Origin of the sequence: Chryseobacterium sp. D764 (genome assembly GCF_019317325.1) — a bacterium.
In the GTDB taxonomy this organism is placed as follows: domain Bacteria; phylum Bacteroidota; class Bacteroidia; order Flavobacteriales; family Weeksellaceae; genus Chryseobacterium.
Window position 1 is genome coordinate 666161 of record NZ_CP079219.1, and the last position, 17341, is coordinate 683501.

15 protein-coding genes and 1 riboswitch are annotated in these 17341 nt (G+C 36.8%); of the genes, 11 read left to right on the forward strand and 4 right to left on the reverse strand.

Going from position 1 to position 17341, the window contains the following annotated elements:
- Positions 1 to 119: 119 nt before the first annotated feature.
- Positions 120 to 608, forward strand: a complete 489-nt coding sequence (locus tag KYG33_RS02870) for a GNAT family N-acetyltransferase (protein ID WP_219072636.1) — start codon at positions 120 to 122, stop codon at positions 606 to 608.
- Positions 609 to 610: 2 nt separating this feature from the next.
- Positions 611 to 1090, forward strand: a complete 480-nt coding sequence (locus KYG33_RS02875; RefSeq protein ID WP_077417736.1) for a MarR family winged helix-turn-helix transcriptional regulator — start codon at positions 611 to 613, stop codon at positions 1088 to 1090.
- A 43-nt stretch (positions 1091 to 1133) separates the two neighbouring features.
- Here the strand turns inward: KYG33_RS02875 and KYG33_RS02880 are convergent, their stop codons facing one another.
- Both KYG33_RS02880 and KYG33_RS02885 read right to left on the reverse strand, forming a co-directional pair.
- Entirely contained in the window at positions 1134 to 1763 is a 630-nt protein-coding gene (locus KYG33_RS02880) for a hypothetical protein (protein ID WP_175627255.1), read from the reverse strand.
- A 140-nt stretch (positions 1764 to 1903) separates the two neighbouring features.
- On the reverse strand, positions 1904 to 4513 hold the full coding sequence (locus tag KYG33_RS02885; protein WP_180563670.1) for a TonB-dependent receptor: 2610 nt from the start codon (positions 4511 to 4513) through the stop codon (positions 1904 to 1906).
- A 380-nt stretch (positions 4514 to 4893) separates the two neighbouring features.
- Between KYG33_RS02885 and KYG33_RS02890 the strand changes: the two genes are divergently transcribed.
- Positions 4894 to 5505: an alpha-ketoglutarate-dependent dioxygenase AlkB family protein gene (locus KYG33_RS02890; RefSeq protein WP_219072637.1), complete on the forward strand. Its 612-nt coding sequence runs from the start codon at positions 4894 to 4896 to the stop codon at positions 5503 to 5505.
- A gap of 7 nt (positions 5506 to 5512) precedes the next feature.
- On the opposite strand, the gene KYG33_RS02895 is transcribed toward KYG33_RS02890, so the two are convergent.
- Positions 5513 to 6106 carry a hypothetical protein gene (locus KYG33_RS02895; RefSeq protein ID WP_180563672.1) on the reverse strand — a complete coding sequence of 198 codons (594 nt, stop codon included), beginning with the start codon at positions 6104 to 6106 and terminating at the stop codon, positions 5513 to 5515.
- Between the two features lie 100 nt (positions 6107 to 6206).
- A riboswitch (TPP riboswitch) is annotated at positions 6207 to 6315 on the forward strand.
- A gap of 25 nt (positions 6316 to 6340) precedes the next feature.
- Here KYG33_RS02895 and pnuC point away from each other — a divergent pair.
- From pnuC to KYG33_RS02935, 8 genes are all read left to right on the forward strand, one after another.
- Positions 6341 to 6937, forward strand: a complete 597-nt coding sequence (gene pnuC, locus KYG33_RS02900; RefSeq protein ID WP_077417728.1) for a nicotinamide riboside transporter PnuC — start codon at positions 6341 to 6343, stop codon at positions 6935 to 6937.
- Positions 6924 to 7955 carry a hypothetical protein gene (locus KYG33_RS02905; protein WP_219072638.1) on the forward strand — a complete coding sequence of 344 codons (1032 nt, stop codon included), beginning with the start codon at positions 6924 to 6926 and terminating at the stop codon, positions 7953 to 7955. The genes pnuC and KYG33_RS02905 overlap by 14 nt, the downstream gene beginning before the upstream one ends.
- Before the next feature lie 141 nt (positions 7956 to 8096).
- Positions 8097 to 8591 carry an RNA polymerase sigma factor gene (locus KYG33_RS02910; protein WP_219072639.1) on the forward strand — a complete coding sequence of 165 codons (495 nt, stop codon included), beginning with the start codon at positions 8097 to 8099 and terminating at the stop codon, positions 8589 to 8591.
- Positions 8592 to 8924: 333 nt separating this feature from the next.
- Positions 8925 to 9737 (forward strand): FecR family protein, encoded by an 813-nt coding sequence (locus KYG33_RS02915; RefSeq protein WP_077417722.1) that lies wholly within the window; start codon positions 8925 to 8927, stop codon positions 9735 to 9737.
- 71 nt (positions 9738 to 9808) lie between these two features.
- The gene (locus KYG33_RS02920; RefSeq protein ID WP_219072640.1) at positions 9809 to 13033 is read left to right on the forward strand and encodes a SusC/RagA family TonB-linked outer membrane protein; all 3225 of its coding nucleotides are present in this window, start codon (positions 9809 to 9811) and stop codon (positions 13031 to 13033) included.
- Between the two features lie 4 nt (positions 13034 to 13037).
- Entirely contained in the window at positions 13038 to 14441 is a 1404-nt protein-coding gene (locus KYG33_RS02925) for a RagB/SusD family nutrient uptake outer membrane protein (protein ID WP_257468901.1), read from the forward strand.
- Between the two features lie 16 nt (positions 14442 to 14457).
- Positions 14458 to 15336 carry a glycerophosphodiester phosphodiesterase family protein gene (locus KYG33_RS02930; RefSeq protein WP_219072642.1) on the forward strand — a complete coding sequence of 293 codons (879 nt, stop codon included), beginning with the start codon at positions 14458 to 14460 and terminating at the stop codon, positions 15334 to 15336.
- A gap of 221 nt (positions 15337 to 15557) precedes the next feature.
- Positions 15558 to 16205, forward strand: coding sequence for a hypothetical protein (locus KYG33_RS02935; RefSeq protein WP_180563677.1), 648 nt, complete (start codon positions 15558 to 15560; stop codon positions 16203 to 16205).
- Positions 16206 to 16317: 112 nt separating this feature from the next.
- Here the strand turns inward: KYG33_RS02935 and KYG33_RS02940 are convergent, their stop codons facing one another.
- Positions 16318 to 17139 carry an alpha/beta fold hydrolase gene (locus tag KYG33_RS02940; RefSeq protein ID WP_047384836.1) on the reverse strand — a complete coding sequence of 274 codons (822 nt, stop codon included), beginning with the start codon at positions 17137 to 17139 and terminating at the stop codon, positions 16318 to 16320.
- Positions 17140 to 17341 lie beyond the last annotated feature (202 nt).

The following is a 17341-nucleotide window of genomic DNA, read 5'->3' on the forward strand; positions in this document are numbered from 1 at the left end:
TAAAGGTTATTGCATGTAATTCATGTAATTATTGATCATGCTAAAATTATTTAATAGGTAAAATCAATTTGTATATATGTACTCAACTACGTAGTTTTGTACTTTAAAATGCAAACACTATGAAACTAGAAATACAATCCATAGGAAATTCTTACTCGGAGCAGGCCATTGATTTGATTTTGACCATTCAACAGAAAGAGTTTAATATTCCGATTACAATAAAAGATCAGCCTGATCTTTTGCAGATTGAAAGTTTTTATACGGAAGCAGGAGGTAACTTTTGGGGAGCTTTCGTGGATGGTGAACTGGTAGGTTCCATTGCACTGGTTAAGTTTGATGAAAGGGCAGGAGCAATCAGAAAAATGTTTGTTAAAAAAGAATTCAGAGGCAAAGAACTGAATATTGCCCAGGAACTATTGGAAGTTTTAATTTCTTTCTGCCGCGAAAACGAAATTGATGATTTATATTTGGGAACCATAACGGTACTGAAAGCAGCACAGCGTTTCTACGAAAGGAATCAGTTCGTAAAGATTGAAAAAGGAAATCTTCCTGTAAAATTCCCTTTGATGAGCGCTGATGATATTTTTTACCATTTAAATATTGACTGAATATGAATGTGATCAACGAAGCAGGGATTCTTGCTATATCAACGAGACTTCATCGTCTCAGTGAACAATTGAGAAAAGATGGAGCGCTTATCTATAAAGCATTCGGAATCGATTTTGAGCTTAAATGGTTTCCGGTGATCTTTACCATTTATAAAAAAGAGATCGCAAGCGTTGTCGAAATTGCCAATGAGATCGGGTACACCCATCCATCTACCATAACCCTGCTCAAAGAACTCGAAAAACTGGAGTTGATACAATGGGAAAAAGATAAACAGGACGAACGGAAAAGATTATTTATCCTGACTTCAAAAGGAAAAGAACTCATTGAGAAAATGAAACCGGTTTGGCAACTGATGTCCCAGATTCTGGGAGATATTACCGATAACAATAATAATCTGCTGGCAGCTATTGATGAAGCCGAGGAGAAAATTGCAAGCCAGTCTTTTTATCAGAGGGCATTTCAGGCGAAGAATTCGAAATAAAATAATACCTATGAAAGAGTTGTACCCAATCAGTAAAACTCTTTTATTCTATCATGATAGCAACCGGATTTCTGGCAGACATTATATTTTTTAAATATTCTTTGTCTTCTTCAGTTAATTCATTGGTGGCAAGAGCAATATCTTCCCAGGCTTTTCCATCTTTGCGTTTCAGGGCAAATTCAATGGAGTTAATTACTGGTTTTTTATTCAGCCCTAAAGGCCTTAAATCTATTCGTTGCCCTTCATTAATTTCGCCCTCTGTAATTTGTCCTAGTAAGAAAAACGGTCTTCCTGTAATCTGGATAGTATCATTGAGCTTAAACTGAGCAACAATTAAATGATGCCAGCTATATCCACAATATCTGCATTGTTTTGCATATGGAGTACGGGCAAGTTTGTTGCATTTCGGACAATTATTGAAAAAAACTTTTTCAGGAGTTTCAGTCATTATCCGAGTTATAATGTTTTGTTTAAAAACTTCATATCCATTTTCTAATAGATTGGTGATTTTAGGATCAGAACTTATCCAGTTCTTTTCTATCATTATCTTTCTGAATTTTGGATTTTCATTACTCTTGAAAGAAGAAATTTGATGTTTTAGGGCTAACTTTTCATGTTTCGTCATCAATTCACTGAAATAGTTGATAATATAATTCGTCGTTTCCTGATCCATACCCAATTGAAAAGAGTTAAATGATTTTGATTATTTTTCTTGTCTAATGTATTATTTATTTCTTTAAAATAGCTATATAATATAAAAGAACCCGCCAGAATTGGCGGGTTCTTTTAATTCATTATTGAAATGATGCTGTATTAGAATCTTAAAGTCGCTGCAACAGACCACGTTCTTCCAAAACCAAGGAATCCTGTGTTACCATCAGCAATACCCTGATAAACTCTTCCGGTTTCCTGGTAAGTTTTTCCGGCATTTGGGCCGCTGGCAATTTTGTCCCCTGCGAAAATATTGGAGCTTAATTCAGAAATATAATATTTGTTGAATAAGTTGTACACATTCGCTCTCAATGTTAAAGACTTTTTCGCATCAAGTGTGAATTTGTAAGAAGCACCTACGTCAAATAAATTATAACTTGGCAGTTTTACAATTCCTTTTTCTCTTGCTGCTTCAGTAAGGAAGTTGATTGGGTTAAACTGCGCATATAGCTTGTCATAATATTCCCAGTTGGCATCAATACTGAAAGCTTTGGTAATGTTATAATCAACTCCAAGGCTTGCTGTAGTTTGTGCAGCATCTCCCACCTTTAGATCTTTGATATTGATAACTCCTGTAGCTCCTGCCACCTCCTGATTGTTTTGAACATCAAGAATATTGAAATTTGCATTTCCTTTGTACTTCCAGTTCCCCAATGATAACATCCCTCTCAGTCTAAGGTTAGCAAATGGTCTTGCCTTCGCTTCCAGTTCAACACCCTGGTGTATCTGTCCAACGTTCAGTGCGTTGTAGAAATAAGCATTTCCAAGCTGTAATTGTGAGAAGTTGGCTACGTCTGCAGCTCCTGCATTAAAGGTTCTTGAAATAAATCTGTCATCCCACTGCGTTCTGTAGGCATTGATATTTACATCTACATAACGGGATTTGAAACCATATCCTAACTCCACAGAGAAGATTCTTTCATTCTTTGCATCGTTATAGATATTTTGGTTTGAAGGGAACAGAGCATTGAATAATGGCTGCCTTGAAATAACTCCTGTATTGAAAAATACATTATGATGCTCATCTATATTATAGTTGGCACCTCCTTTTACAATATAACCCGTTTTGTGGTACCATTTTGTTTCCTGGTTTCCTGGAGTATACAGCATATAGTCTCTTCTTTTGTAGTACTGTTCAGAAACTGATCCCTGAACGGATGCACTTAGTTTTTCAGAGCTGTATTCAACCATTCCATATAAACCTGCCCATTTTACCAGACCTTCGTTGTGTATAGATACCTTTTGAGCATCCTTAAGTTTAGTAAGAGGTTCCGGTTTTACGGTACTGTTGATATAATAACCTTTTGGAGCGTTTGCCGTACTGGAAACAAATAATGCATCAGATCCCAACATGTCAGTCACAATATCGTAAAGTGCTCCTTTGTAAGTTTTAAGATCAATACCTCCGTTAAAGGTCCAGTTATTTTTTTTGTAATTAAGATCTGCGATTACTCCATACCAGTCATGAGCATTGATACTCTGTTTTCTTACGATACCATTGGTACCGTTCAGTGTAGCCACATATTGTCCGTTATAATCAGTAGGAGAGCCTGCAGGTGCAGTAAAGGTTGATTTCTGGAAAGTGTTTCCGTTATAATCTGTTACAATACCCCCTCTGTTATAGCGGTAAATCATATCCCAGTTGATAGTACCGTCACCGCCTGCACCGTAATTCATAAAATTCATGGTTTGTCCGCTGCCGTTTTTGATAGAACCGTTCAATCCGGTACCACCGCCGCCACGTCCCCATGAACCATAAAGAACGGTAGATAGTTTCAGGTTATCATTCATCGTCCAGTCCCAGTTCAATGATGCAATAGGCTTATGATAGAAGTTAGGAGCCAGATTGAACTGAGAACCATTCAACATCCCTGTCTGAGGGTTGTATCTTCTTCCATACGTATCAAATTGCTGTAGAGTAGCCACATTCGCTCCGGTTGCTGAAGACCTTCTCGTATCATGTACCTGTGGTGCTCCGGTTGCAATTAAATTGAAAGCATGCTTTTCATTGGGCTTAAATCCTGTTGAGAAAAACCATGAATAACCTTCTCCTTTCGTTCCGTTGATGTAACCGTCACCTTGCCAACGGGAAAGCAATACAGTTGTTCCCCATTTGTTTTTTAAGCCGGAAGAGTACATCGCAGATATTCTGGAGTAGTTATCGTTACCCACTTCTCCTTTGATCATTGCTTTCTGCTCAGAATCTGTAGCTTTGGTCACGATATTGATCGTTCCTCCTACAGAAGGAACTACAAATTTTGAAGCTCCCAAACCTCTCTGAATCTGGATGTTGCTCGCAATGTCTGCCAACCCGGTCCAGTTAGACCAGTATACAGTTCCTCCTTGCATGTCATTCACCGGCTGTCCGTTGATGATCACTGCAATGTTAGCCCCATCGAAACCTCTCATATTGATTCTGCTGTCTCCAAAACCTCCGCCCACTTTGGTAACGTACACGGATGGGGTAGACTTCATAATCTCAGGAAATTCTCTGTTTCCTAACTTCTCCTGAATTTCCGCTGCCTTGATGGTGGAAACTGCAACAGGAGTTTTTCTTTCTTTGGCTGTTTGGGAAAGGTTTCTACCTACCAACATCACCTCATCAATAGATTTTGATTTCTCTAAAGAATCCTTCGTACTTTGCCCGTAATAAAGGGCGGCCGTAGGTAATACAAGCGCTATAATTAGTCGCTTTTTAAAAATAATGCTCATGAAATAAACTAGCGTTTTTGAATTTAAGGCTGCAAAGATGGATAATTATTTTTGAATTAAGTATTAAATCTTCACGAAGTGACTTCCTACTGTGTGCTTATAATGCATTATTATTCATTTTTTTGAGTGTATTAATTATTTCAGATATTTAATTTACAATTTGTTATAAAAGTGAATTATTATAAACTGGAAATGTATTTAAATGAATAAAATAATTATGCGATTCCTATAAACTTCATCATTGCCTGTCTTTTACTGAATGATTTCAATTATTTTTGATTTGATTTGTATCATTTTTAATATTTTTGTAGATATTATTTGTATCAGTTTTATTTCGTCAGATAACATAAGATTTTCTACTATTTTAAAAATGTGAAAAAATGACCCAACTCAGTTTATTCGACTCAGAAGATTTATATGAATTTCCAAAAGACCTTCTGGAATACAGAGAACATTTCCTGAATCAGGAAGAAGCTGATAACCTTAAAGATCATCTGCTTGAAACAGCTCCCTGGAAACAACGGACCCAGAAAATGTATGATAAAACGGTTTTGACACCACGCCTAACAGCTTGGTATGGTGATCAGAAAACGGCTTACCCATTGGGAGATGTTGAAGTGGAGAATAATCTCTGGACTCCTGAGCTGTTTTCTTTAAAACAAAGGATAGAAAAAGAGTTTAAATATAAATTCAATTCCGTATTGCTTAATCTCTACAGAAATCAGAATGATTCTGTTGCCTGGCATCGTGATAAGGAAAGCAGATATGGAAAACGCCCGGTAATTGCTTCTTTAAGTTTAGGACAAACCAGAAATTTTGATTTCCGGAAAAAAGATCATCATCAGAGTAAATACAGCCTGCCTCTTCCTCATGGCTCATTACTGATTATGAAAGGAGATCTGCAGGAAAACTGGGAACACCGGATCGCTAAATCTGTAACTTCTATGAAAGAACGTATAAATCTTACATTCCGGCTAGTTCATGAAGAATGAGGTTAATTTATTCCTGAGACAGGTTCTGCTTAAAATTAGTTAGTAAATCCTCCGCGCTTGGGAGATTTCCTAGATTACTTTTAATTCTTTCCAGAAGATCGCTGAATAAAGCTTCTCCGTTTAAGACTTTCAATGAATATTCGAAAGGATATAAAGAAATAACACCTCCGTTATTGTCATATTTTAAGGTCATGAATCGTAAAGGAAATTCCGGAGTTTTATCTCTGTACAGTTTAAATCCAAATTCATGGATCATATAGTATGAAAATGCTATCGTTAGCATCAGTCCAATCTGTTTGTCTTCCTGATCAAATGATTTACAATACTGATAAAATCCTGGTTCTGTAGTAACGGCCTTGTCTATATTGTTAGGGTGGTAGACAGGGTTCTCTATAGCCAGTGTTACTTTATTATCGATAAAAAAGCTGCTTAACATTCTGAATGAACCGTCAACCAGAACATCCTCTGACAAAAGCTCATCTTCAGTATATCTGTTCCTGAAATATTCATCTGTATATATTCCGTCTATTCCTGGACTTTCAGACTGCTGCTGACCAGTTGTATCTGGATTTTTTGAAAAAAATTTTTTGAAGAAGTTCATGGTTATCGTTTCTATAGTGTATCTGACAAATATAAAAAATATTCGTAATCCCAATAAAAAGCAGGATGCATTTTATTTTTCCGTAAAAAAGCTGCACCTTTGCCCAACAATGGGGTGCTACAGATAACGCTGGCTGAGATGATACCCAGGAATATATTTCCACACCTGATCCGGATAATGCCGGCGTAGGGATTGCTTACTTATCATCTCATCATTTGATTTCTAACAATTAATATGATGCAGGACATTTTAAAACAAATTACCTTACCGGAATGGTTTGGAGTCTTATTTTCAGTCATTCAGGTCTTACTGGCCCGTAAAAACAATGTCAATAATTATCTTTTCGGAATTGCAGGTATTCTGCTTACGCTGTATGTGATGCTTACTTCCAAGCTTTATGCTGAGTTTACCTTAAATCTTTATTATCTGGTCATGAGCATCTACGGATGGATGTATTGGAAATTCGGGAAACAAAAATCTGAAATGGAAATTTCTGTTACCTCAACTACCGAAAAATGGATTACCGGAGGAATTGTTTTGGGAACCTTTATCTTATTCTGGTCTTTTCTGACGCATTTTACCGATTCGGATGTCCCGGTTTGGGATTCTCTGGTAAGTGCTTTTGCCTGGGCAGGGATGTGGCTGATGGCAAGACGGAAAATTGAAAATTGGGTGATCCTCAATGTCAGCAATATCATTTCAATCCCTTTAATGATTCATAAAGAATTATATCTGTATGCTGTTTTAACGTCATTCTTATTTTTAGTGGCGATCTCAGGATATATCGAATGGCAAAAAATTATTAAAACCAAAGCGAATGCTGAGTACTAAAGACATCAGACAAGACCTTCAGGGTGCTTCTATAGTTTCTGATAAGGTGATCCAACATATACATGAAGAAGGATGGCTTAAGATCTGGGTACCGAAAAAATATGGTGGCTTGGGTTATCGTTTTGAAGAAGGACTTAAAGCATTATTTGGCTGGGCCGAAACCGATGGAAGCTTTGGCTGGATGCTGACATTGTGTGCCGGAGCCAATTACTTTTCCAGAAATATAAAACCTGAAATTGCTGAATTACTGTTTACCAATTCTAACATTTGTTTTGGAGGAAGCGGAATGGTTGGCGGAACTGCGGAAAAGCAAAATGATAATACCTATATCATCAATGGATTATGGAATTTCGCAACCGGAGCTCCCCATCTGACCCATTTTACGCTGAATGCCAGGATTACAGAAAACGGTAAACCAATAATTGATAACAATGGAAATGAAATCATCCGCTCATTCATAGTTCTTAAAGAGCAGGCTGAAATTATCCCCAACTGGAGATCTATGGGAATGAAAGCCAGCGGGACCTATTCCTTTACCCTTAAAAATCTTATAGTAAGCGAAGATTACAGTTTTGTTTACGATCATTTTTTCACGGATGATATTCTGGACAGCATTCCGTTTCGGGTTTTTGCAGATTTGACACTTTTGGTGAATTATCTGGGAATGGCTTCTCATTTTATTGAAGAAGCAGAACTTATTCGTTCTGAGATCAGTTTCAAAAGTTTTGCAGAGTCTGTTGAAAAGCATTTAAGAAAAGTATTAAGTATTGCCAGAGACATAGAAAATATACTCAGCGATCACAAAGAGATTTCTGATGATCAACAGAATGAGATTCATACTTATGGAACAGAATTAACCAAGCAATTATCCCATCAGATCCTTACTGTTTATATACAGCTGGGAATCAGGGCAACAGATACCAATTCTGCAGTTTATCAGGTATTCTGTGATTATTTTACGGCAGCAATGCATTCCAATTTCAGGCCTTCAGCGGATGATTTAAACTTTTCTTTCTGAAAAATAGGCGGAAAATATTTCTGTGAAAATCCGGAGAATAGTTATTGCTGAGAATTTAAACTTAATATAAATTTAATGTGATTACCATAGCTTTTAGATACTTTTGTACCATCAGTTTTGAGTTCAAAGACGTATTAAAGGATGGATCATTTTAAAGAAATATATTCCGGTTACAAGCACAGGGTGTATTTTTTTGTGGCCAAATACCTTTCGGAAGAAGAAGATATTGAAGAAATTGTTCAGGATATTTTTATGCATGTCTGGAAGTACTTATCCAAAACCAACTCACCTTCAGAAATTGAAGCACTTATTTTTAAATCTGCCAAACAGGAAATCTCCAATTTCTACCGTAAAAGAAAAATGATCTTCGTTCCTCTTGAAAACTCTCCGGAAAATCAGGATGAAGAAAGTGCTGAAATCGAAAAGCAGCTACAGCAGGAAGATCAACTTAAAAAAATAGAAAATCTTCTGGAGCAGGTTCCCGAAAAGAGCCGTGAATTTTTCATCCAAAATAAAATCCAGAATCTCAGTCTTTTTACCATCGCTCAGGAAAATGATATTTCCAAAACAGCTGTTGAGAAGCATGTTAATAAGGTACTGAAGTTTCTGAGAGCCAACTTGAGTTTTTTCTTTTAACTTTCGTTTATATTGATAACAAACTTCACTTCAAATCTCTTTCTAAACGGGTGTAAAATTGTCATTGATTACGTCGAATCTTCGATTTCTGACGAAGGAAGAATCTCATATACAGCCTGGATTCTTCATTTCACTGCGTTACATTCAGAATGACAGAGTCATCATAATAAGATAGCAGGATTAATGTAAAATTGTATATAATTATCTTAAATAAAATCAATTTTAACTTTAACCCAATAGCAACCAATATGAACAAATCGTTAAATCAAAAAAATAGAGGTTGACGATTCTACACTTCCTGCGTATTCTCTAATAAAGATCAAAAAGGAGCGTATGGATTTCGACAATCAATGGAAATCAGTTAAAGAAGAAAACCGGAAAATGAAAGATTCGGCAGATCAGCGAATCTGGAATGGGCTTGAGAATAAAATCAGATTCAGAAACCATACAAAAAGGTTTTTGTGGGCTGCGGCTGTTCTTTTGCCCTTATTTACCGTGATGACTCTGTTCTTTACTGAAAATGCTCTAAGCTCTTCATCTCATCAGCAAATGGTTTTCAGAACGGAAACGATGCAAAAGGAATTCACCTTGCCGGACGGAAGTATTATTATCCTGCAACCAGAAAGTGAATTGATGCTGACAGATGATTTCGGAAAGAAAACCAGAAATGTCTCCTTTAAAGGGAAAGCTTTTTTCAGTGTTGCTAAAAATAAAGCGCTGCCGTTTATCATTGATGCCAATGGATTTAAAGTAAAAGTGTTGGGAACTCAGTTTTTGCTTGATCAGAGATCCACAGATAAGAAAGTCTATCTGAAGGAAGGAAAAGTAAAAATTGATTTCAAAGGGAATACAACATTTCTTCTGCCCAAAGAAACCTGGCTTGCTGACAAAGACGGAACCGAGAAACATTTCTACGATCAGGATGTTGTAAGAACATTTGATTTTAATGAAATGAAATTTGGGCAGGCCATTTCTCAACTGGAGAAGACTTACAATGTTTCCATAACATATCCTCAGCATTACAAAGAGAATGTGATAAATGGAGACATCACCGGAGATCTGGATAAAGTTATTAAAACAATAGGGTTTCCATTTAATCTTACTGCAGGAAAACAATCAGCAAATCATATCATTTTAGAAAAATAATGCACCAGTAATTGGGGTTACCGATGCATTGAAAATAAATCAGTCAAATAACAACTAATTTCAGCAAAGCTATGAAAAAAACAACAATTAGCATGATGTTGTTGGGTCTTTTGTGTGCGCCACAGTTTACCTACGCAGAGGCTAACAAATGTTTTCAACAGTCCGTTATTCAGCGGAAAACGCCTTTGATTAAAATCTTTGAAAAACTTTCAAAAGAGCATGGCGTAAAATTCTTTTATTCGGTTTCAGATCTGAAAGAGATCCAGGTGGATGAATCTCAGATGAACTATCAGTCATTATCAGCATCTTTGGACTATCTGAAGAAAAATGTCGGTCTGGATTTTAATGTAGATCAGAAAACGGTAACCGTTCGTCTCAATGCAAGAGCGATGGCAAAAATTCAGAGAACCAATGCTCAACAGTCTGCAGAGTATGTAAATCCAATTAAAGACACGGTAAAATCAAGAGAAAAAAATATTGATGAGGTTGTTTTGGTCGGGTATGGGAAGCAGAGTAAGAAAAACAATTCAGGTTCTATTTCTTCCATTGACGAGAAGCAGATGAAAGGAGTGGCTTCCAGTAATTTTGGAGATATTATTGCAGGAAAAGCAACCGGAGTTCAGATTACTCAGGCTAATGCAACGCCGGGAGGTTCACCATCAATAAGAGTAAGAGGTATCGGGACGTTGACAGCAGGGTCCAATCCTTTGATCGTCGTAGACGGGCTTCCATTAACTGAAGGTTCTAACCTGAATGCTATTGATCCTAATTCCATTGCCAAAATTGATATCTTAAAGGATGCTGCCTCTGCCGCAATCTACGGTTCCAGAGGAGCAAACGGAGTAATCATTATTGAAACAAAGCAGGGGAAAAAGGGGAGAATGGCAGTTTCTTTCGATTCCTATTACGGAATGCAGATGAGAAGTGATAATGTGAAACTGGTCAACGCTTATGATATGGCCACTTTTCTGAAGGAAGCCAGAGACAATAATTATCTTTCTAAAGGGAGTAACAGAAGTATTTCCGATAATAATGCCACAAGAATTAGCAAAGGTGCTTCTTTAAGAGAATTAATTCCCGATTATTTGGCTCCTTATCTTGCAAAGCAGCCGGGATTAACAGATACCGACTGGTTGAATACTGTTATGAAACCAGCACCTATCAGTCAGACTTCACTGAATGTTACCGGAGGAAGCGATAAGAGCAAATACGCTTTTACCATAAGCTATTTTAACCAAAAAGGACTGGTCATCGGGACAGATTACGAAAAATTTTCAACCAGTATCAACCTTTCAACTGAACTTACAGATAAATGGAAAGTGGGTGTAACCATGACACCGTCTTATGCAACGGGGACAATCAATGCTGCAGAAAATTCAAGAAGTTACAATCCTTTGCAGATGGCTACGGCAATGTATCCTTTTTTTAAACCTTATAATGATGACGGAAGCCTTGCCATTTCTCAGCAGATTTTGGGAAATACAGCAACGGACGGAGCTTTGGTAGAAAATCCGGTTGCTGTTCAGGAAATGACCAACAGAAAGTATACATTATTTAAAACATTCGGGAATATTTTCACCGAGCTTGAATTGCTGAAAGGTCTGAAATACAGATTGTCTGTAGGCGGAGATTATTCAAATTACGAATATAATTTCTTCGATCCTTCTACCGTGGGAGCGTACAGAGCGGCAGCTCCGGATGTGACTTTTGCCAACAGAACAGAATATATCCGCAAAAATTATTTAATTGAAAACTTACTTTCATTTGATCAGAAATGGGGTTCTCACCGGGTGGATGCCATTGCCGGACAGTCTTTCCAGCAGGAAGATAATACACAGCTTTTAACCGAAGCCACTGCATTTCCAGATAACAGCATCCGAAATATTGCAGGCGGAACTTCATTTAAAAATACATTGACACAGTACAAATGGCGGCTGATGTCTTATTTTACCAGAGTTAATTACACGTTTGACAATAAATATAACCTGATGGCTTCCTATCGTAGAGATGGTTCTTCGCGTTTCGGGAAAAACTCTAAGTGGGGAAATTTCTATGCTTTTTCTGCAGGCTGGACCGTCAGTAATGAAAATTTCTTTCCTGAAAACAATTTCGTAACGGATTTAAAACTCAGATACAGTCTGGGAAGCAACGGAAATAATCAGATTCCTAATTTTGGGGCACTTTCATTGATGAATCCGGATAATTATAATTTTGGTGGAACTTTAATACCTGGTTACACAACGGCAACCGCTCCCAACCCGAATATTTCCTGGGAAAAGTCCAGATCAAACAATTTCGGAATTGATTTTTCTTTGTTTAAGAATATACTGAACATTTCTGCAGATTATTATATCCTGAACAGAGACGGTTTGTTATTGGATGTTCCTGTTCCGCAGCAATCCGGATTCAGTACTTCACTTCAAAATATTGGTAAGATCAAAAATTCAGGATTTGAATTACAGATTGCGTCAAAAACGTTTACCATCGCTAAAGATTTTACGTATTCGGGAAGCTTTAATTTTTCAACTAATAAAAATGAAGTGTTAGCATTGGCCAACGGGCAGAACCAGATTATCACAGGAGAAAATAACTTCTCTGTAACCAAAGTAGGAGGTTCAATTGGTGAAATGTATGGCTATAATATCCTTGGAATCTATAAAACTCAGGAACAGATCAACAATTCGCCACACATTACCGGAACAATGGTAGGAGATTATATTATGGAAGATCTGAATGGTGACGGAAAAATTGATACCAACGATAAAAGAAGTTTTGGAAGCGGTGTTCCGAAATACATTCTCGGTTTCAATAATAACTTCAGGTATGGACTTTTTGAATTAAGCTTCTCATTGTACAGTGAAATTGGTAAGAAAATCTATAATGCTGATGCGGTCACCACGTTAGAATCAGGAGAAGGATTCGGAATGGCTTCCCAATATTATTTTGATAACCGTTATAACGCAGTAACCAATCCTGATGGTTTTTTTGGGATGCCGAATATGAACTTTTCCAACAACAGAAAAGAGGCCAGAACTTCAAATTTATACTTTAAAAATGCAGATTATGTAAGATTAAGATCGCTTCGTGTGGCTTTTAATTTCCCTAAATCTATGCTTGAAAATATAGGGATAGAAAACGCACAGATCTATCTGGTAGGAAACAATCTTTTCACCCTGTCAAAATACAAGGGAATGAATATCGATGCCACTTCAGATAATGTTCTTACACAGGGATTTGATCAGGCTTACTATCCGGTCGCTAAAATTTATTCTATGGGCTTTAACCTTAAATTTTAAAATCATGAAAAAAATATTCATTACAATATTCAGTATTTCGGTGATGTGCTCATGCTCGTCTGATCTTTTGGATGTGAACCCTGAAGCGCAGAAAGTATCATCACAATTTTATACCAATTCCTCTGAAATTGAGCAGGGTATCATCTCAGTGTACAGCGCTCTTCAATACACGGGACAATATCAGCTGGCAATGCCGGCTTTCGGAGAATTGCCTTCAGATAATACCTATGATGAGGTTCCTGCCAATGATTCTTTTACATATGGTGAAATGGATTTTTTCACGATTCAGCCTAATAACAGTCTTATTGCAAGTGCATGGAAAGACAATTATATCGGTATTCAGCAGGCGAATATTATTCTTACAAGAATTGGAAAAATTCCTGATATGACTGATGCTCTGAAGAATACAAGAATTGGCGAAATGAAATTTCTTCGGGCATTGATGTATTTTAACCTCGTAAGAATTTATGGTGATGTTCCATTGGTTTTAAAAGAAACTACAAATGTTAACGATTATTTCGGACAGGCAAGAACTCCTGTTGCAGAGGTGTATTCTGCCATAGAAAAGGATTTGAAAGAAGCTATTGATCTTTTACCGGCAACGACCTCGCAAAAGGGAAGAGTGACTAAAGGAGCGGCATTGGGAATTATGGGAAAAGTGCTTCTGACACAAAAGAAATTTGGTGAATCATTGACTTATTTAAATCAGGTTGAATCTTTAGGCTACCAGCTTTTGCCTGACGTCAATAAAATTTTTGATGTCACCAATAAAAATAATGCTGAAATTGTTTTTGATGTACAGTTTACTTCCGGGTTGAATGGAAATTCGGAAGGAAGTACGGCATTTCAAATGTTCAGCCCTTCCGGATCGGTTTCGGGAGCGAAAGGACACAATCTTCCCACCAAAGAAGTCTACAATCTTTATTCAGCCGGAGATACCAGACGTTCTGCCTATATTGGTCTTACTTCAAACGGAATTCCTTTCAGTAAGAAATTGGTGAAAACATCCAATACCATTGCTGATGGAGGAAGCAATTTTGTGGTGCTGAGATTAGCTGATGTTTTCCTGATGATGGCAGAGTGTTTTGCAGAGCAGAATGACATTGCTAATGCCAATTTATATCTGAATAAAATTAAAACCAGAGCAGGAATTGCTCCCGTAAACCTTTCAACAAAAGATCTTCTGCTTAATGAAATTGATCGTGAAAGGAGACTTGAATTTGTAGGAGAGGGCCACCGTTGGTTTGACCTTTTAAGAACCGGAAAGGCTATTTCTGTGATGACTGCTCATTTTACTAATAACGCGGGGTACAGTACTGCACAGATCAAACCTCATCATCTTCTGATGCCGGTTCCACAGGGACAGATCAATACAGACCCTGCCATTAAACAAAATCCCGGATATTAATTAAACATTTGAAATTATGCTAAACAATAAATTATTACAAGTATTCCTTTTTTCTTTTTCTTCACTGTTCATTGCGCAACAAAAGAAAATTTCACTTTCTGATTTTCCTGATGATAAAGTAATGGTGGTTGCCCACCGTGGGGATTGGAGAGAAGCTCCGGAAAACTCAGTATGGGCAGTAAAAAAAGCAATTGAAAAAGGAGTGGATATGGCTGAAATAGATCTTGCCATGACCAAAGACAGTGTCTTGATCCTGATGCACGACAATACCATTGACAGGACGACAACAGGAAAAGGAAAGCCGTCTGATTTTACACTGGACGAAATCAAAAAACTCCATCTGAGAGACGGTCTGGGAGTGGAAACGCAAATGAAAGTTCCCACATTACAGGAAATTCTGGAAATCTCAGACGGAAAAATTCTTCTGAATCTGGATAAAGGTTTTGATTACATCAAACAGGTATATCCTTTGGTAAAAAAACGAAATATGCTTGATCAGATTTTGTTTAAAGGCCACGAATCTTACCCTGAATTCAATCAGAAATACGGCGATATTAAAAATGAGATTCACTATATGCCGATTATTCAGTTAGGCAAAAGTGAAGATCTTAAAAAAATCTCAGATTATATCAGAAACTATAAAATCTACGGCTTTGAATTTACAGTAGGAACAACGGAAAAGGATCTGATTGATTTTAAATCTTTAAGAGAAAAAAAGATCAAAATCTGGGTCAATTCATTGTGGCCACATCATAACGCCGGAAATAATGATGATCTGGTCCTGGAAAATGCGGATGTTTATGATTGGTATATAATTAAAGGGGTCAACGTTATTCAGACGGACCGACCGAAAGAGCTTATCAATTATCTGAAACGTAAAAAGCTTTATTTTTAATAATTATAAGCGCTGAAATCAAAGATTTCAGCGCTTATAATTATTAAATAATGATTTTATGGAGAATAAAGGATTTGAGTTTGATTATCGTAAGTAATAATGGGAAAAAGCTCGATAGAAGAGAAAATATTTCCTGTTTGGTTAATGAAGTGTTAATGTAAGATGAGTGCTGATTTGTTATTAACTTATTTCTCTACATTTGGTGAATAAACTAAATAACTATGAAAAAACTATTACTTATCGCAAGTAGTGTATTATTGTTTTCTTGTACAACCGGCGAAGAATTAGAAACGTCGGCAAATACAGAATCAAACTCAAAACAAATTACTTTACAGAAGGCTAAATCTGGAGCCAGTCTTTTGGTAGGTGAAAACATCACATTAAAATGTAATGGATCATCAAATTTCCAAAATCCTATTAATGTAAATCCTAACTATCCTTACATAAGTTCTTATGAAGTGCTTTATCGTGATTTAGCACCATTGTATGGAAGAAATCAACTCAGGCTTTCAGAGTTTGTTGCAAAACATATTTGGGGATATGGCGGGCCTTTTACCAGTCTCACTGAGATTTATATTGGATACAATGCCATGAATGATTTTAATAACTCAAGTGTGAATTATAGTTATATTCAAGATTATACAATAGGTCAGGACGGAGATAATGCGCAAATATATGGAGATATGTTTGGAAGCAACAGCGTTCCTATGACAAATGATGCAGCCAATACAGTTTATCATGGTTTTAAAGCTAAGATAGACCAATTAACTTCCCAAGGAAAGCAAATAACAGCTGTTCACCTTTACACTGACGGCCTGCTATGCATTCCCAGTGTGAGATTTATTAAAATGACTGTAAAAGTATTATAAATAGTTCTGTTAAAAATCAAGCCCCTTAATTGGGGCTTTTTTATTTACTGTTCTATCAAAAACAAAAGGTGGACTGCAATAATCCACCTTTCTTTATAATAGCTGTGTTCTGTTAAGACTGGATAAATTCCAAAAGATCTTTGTTGATCGTTTCATGTTCTGTAGTTGGCATTCCGTGAGGGAAACCTGGGTAAGTAATCAGTTTACCGTTCTTTAATAACTTCGCTGATTTTATAGCAGAATTTTCGATTGGAACAATCTGATCATCCTCTCCATGTAATACCAAAACAGGAATATCAACTGCTTTCAAATCTTCTGTAAAATCAGTTTCAGAAAATGCTTTAATACCGTCATAGTGAGCAACAATTCCACCCATCATTCCTTGTCTCCACCAGTTTCTCTGAATTCCGTCTTTGATATTGGCACCTTCTCTGTTGTAACCGTAGAAAGGAAACGTCAGATCAAAATAAAACTGGTTTCTGTTGTTCAAAGTCTGCTCTCTGATACCATCAAAAACTTCCATTGGAACTCCGTCAGGATTGTTTTCACTTTTTACCATAACCGGAGGAACAGCGCTGATTAATACAGCTTTTTTTGCTCTGCCGTTAGCATATTTATGTACATATCGGATCACTTCACCACCACCTGTAGAGTGTCCTATATGAACAACATCTTTCAAATCAAGAAATTCTACAAGTTCCGCAGCATCAGAAGCATATTGTTCAATGGTATGGTTATAGATATTCTGGCTTGAACGGCCGTGGCCTCTTCTGTCATGAGAAATTACTCTGTAGCCTCTCTGTAAGAAAAAGATAACCTGTGCATCCCAATCGTCAGATGATAATGGCCATCCGTGGTGAAACATTAATACTGGTCCTTGTCCTTGGTCTTTGTAAAAAATTTCAGTTCCGTCTTTTAATGTAAGTGTGCTCATAGTTTTAAATCTTTAATGTTAATGATTAATTTGTATAATAATTTTTTGTTGTCTTAATTCTTTAGCAAATGTAGGACAGTTTGAGTTCTCTGAAATTAATCTAGTTTAATTTCGTTCATATTTAATAAAAAATTTTTATTGGGATGTCAGATCTGTTTTTTGCCTGCATTCTTTTGGATAACCAAATTTTTACAGGAAAGGC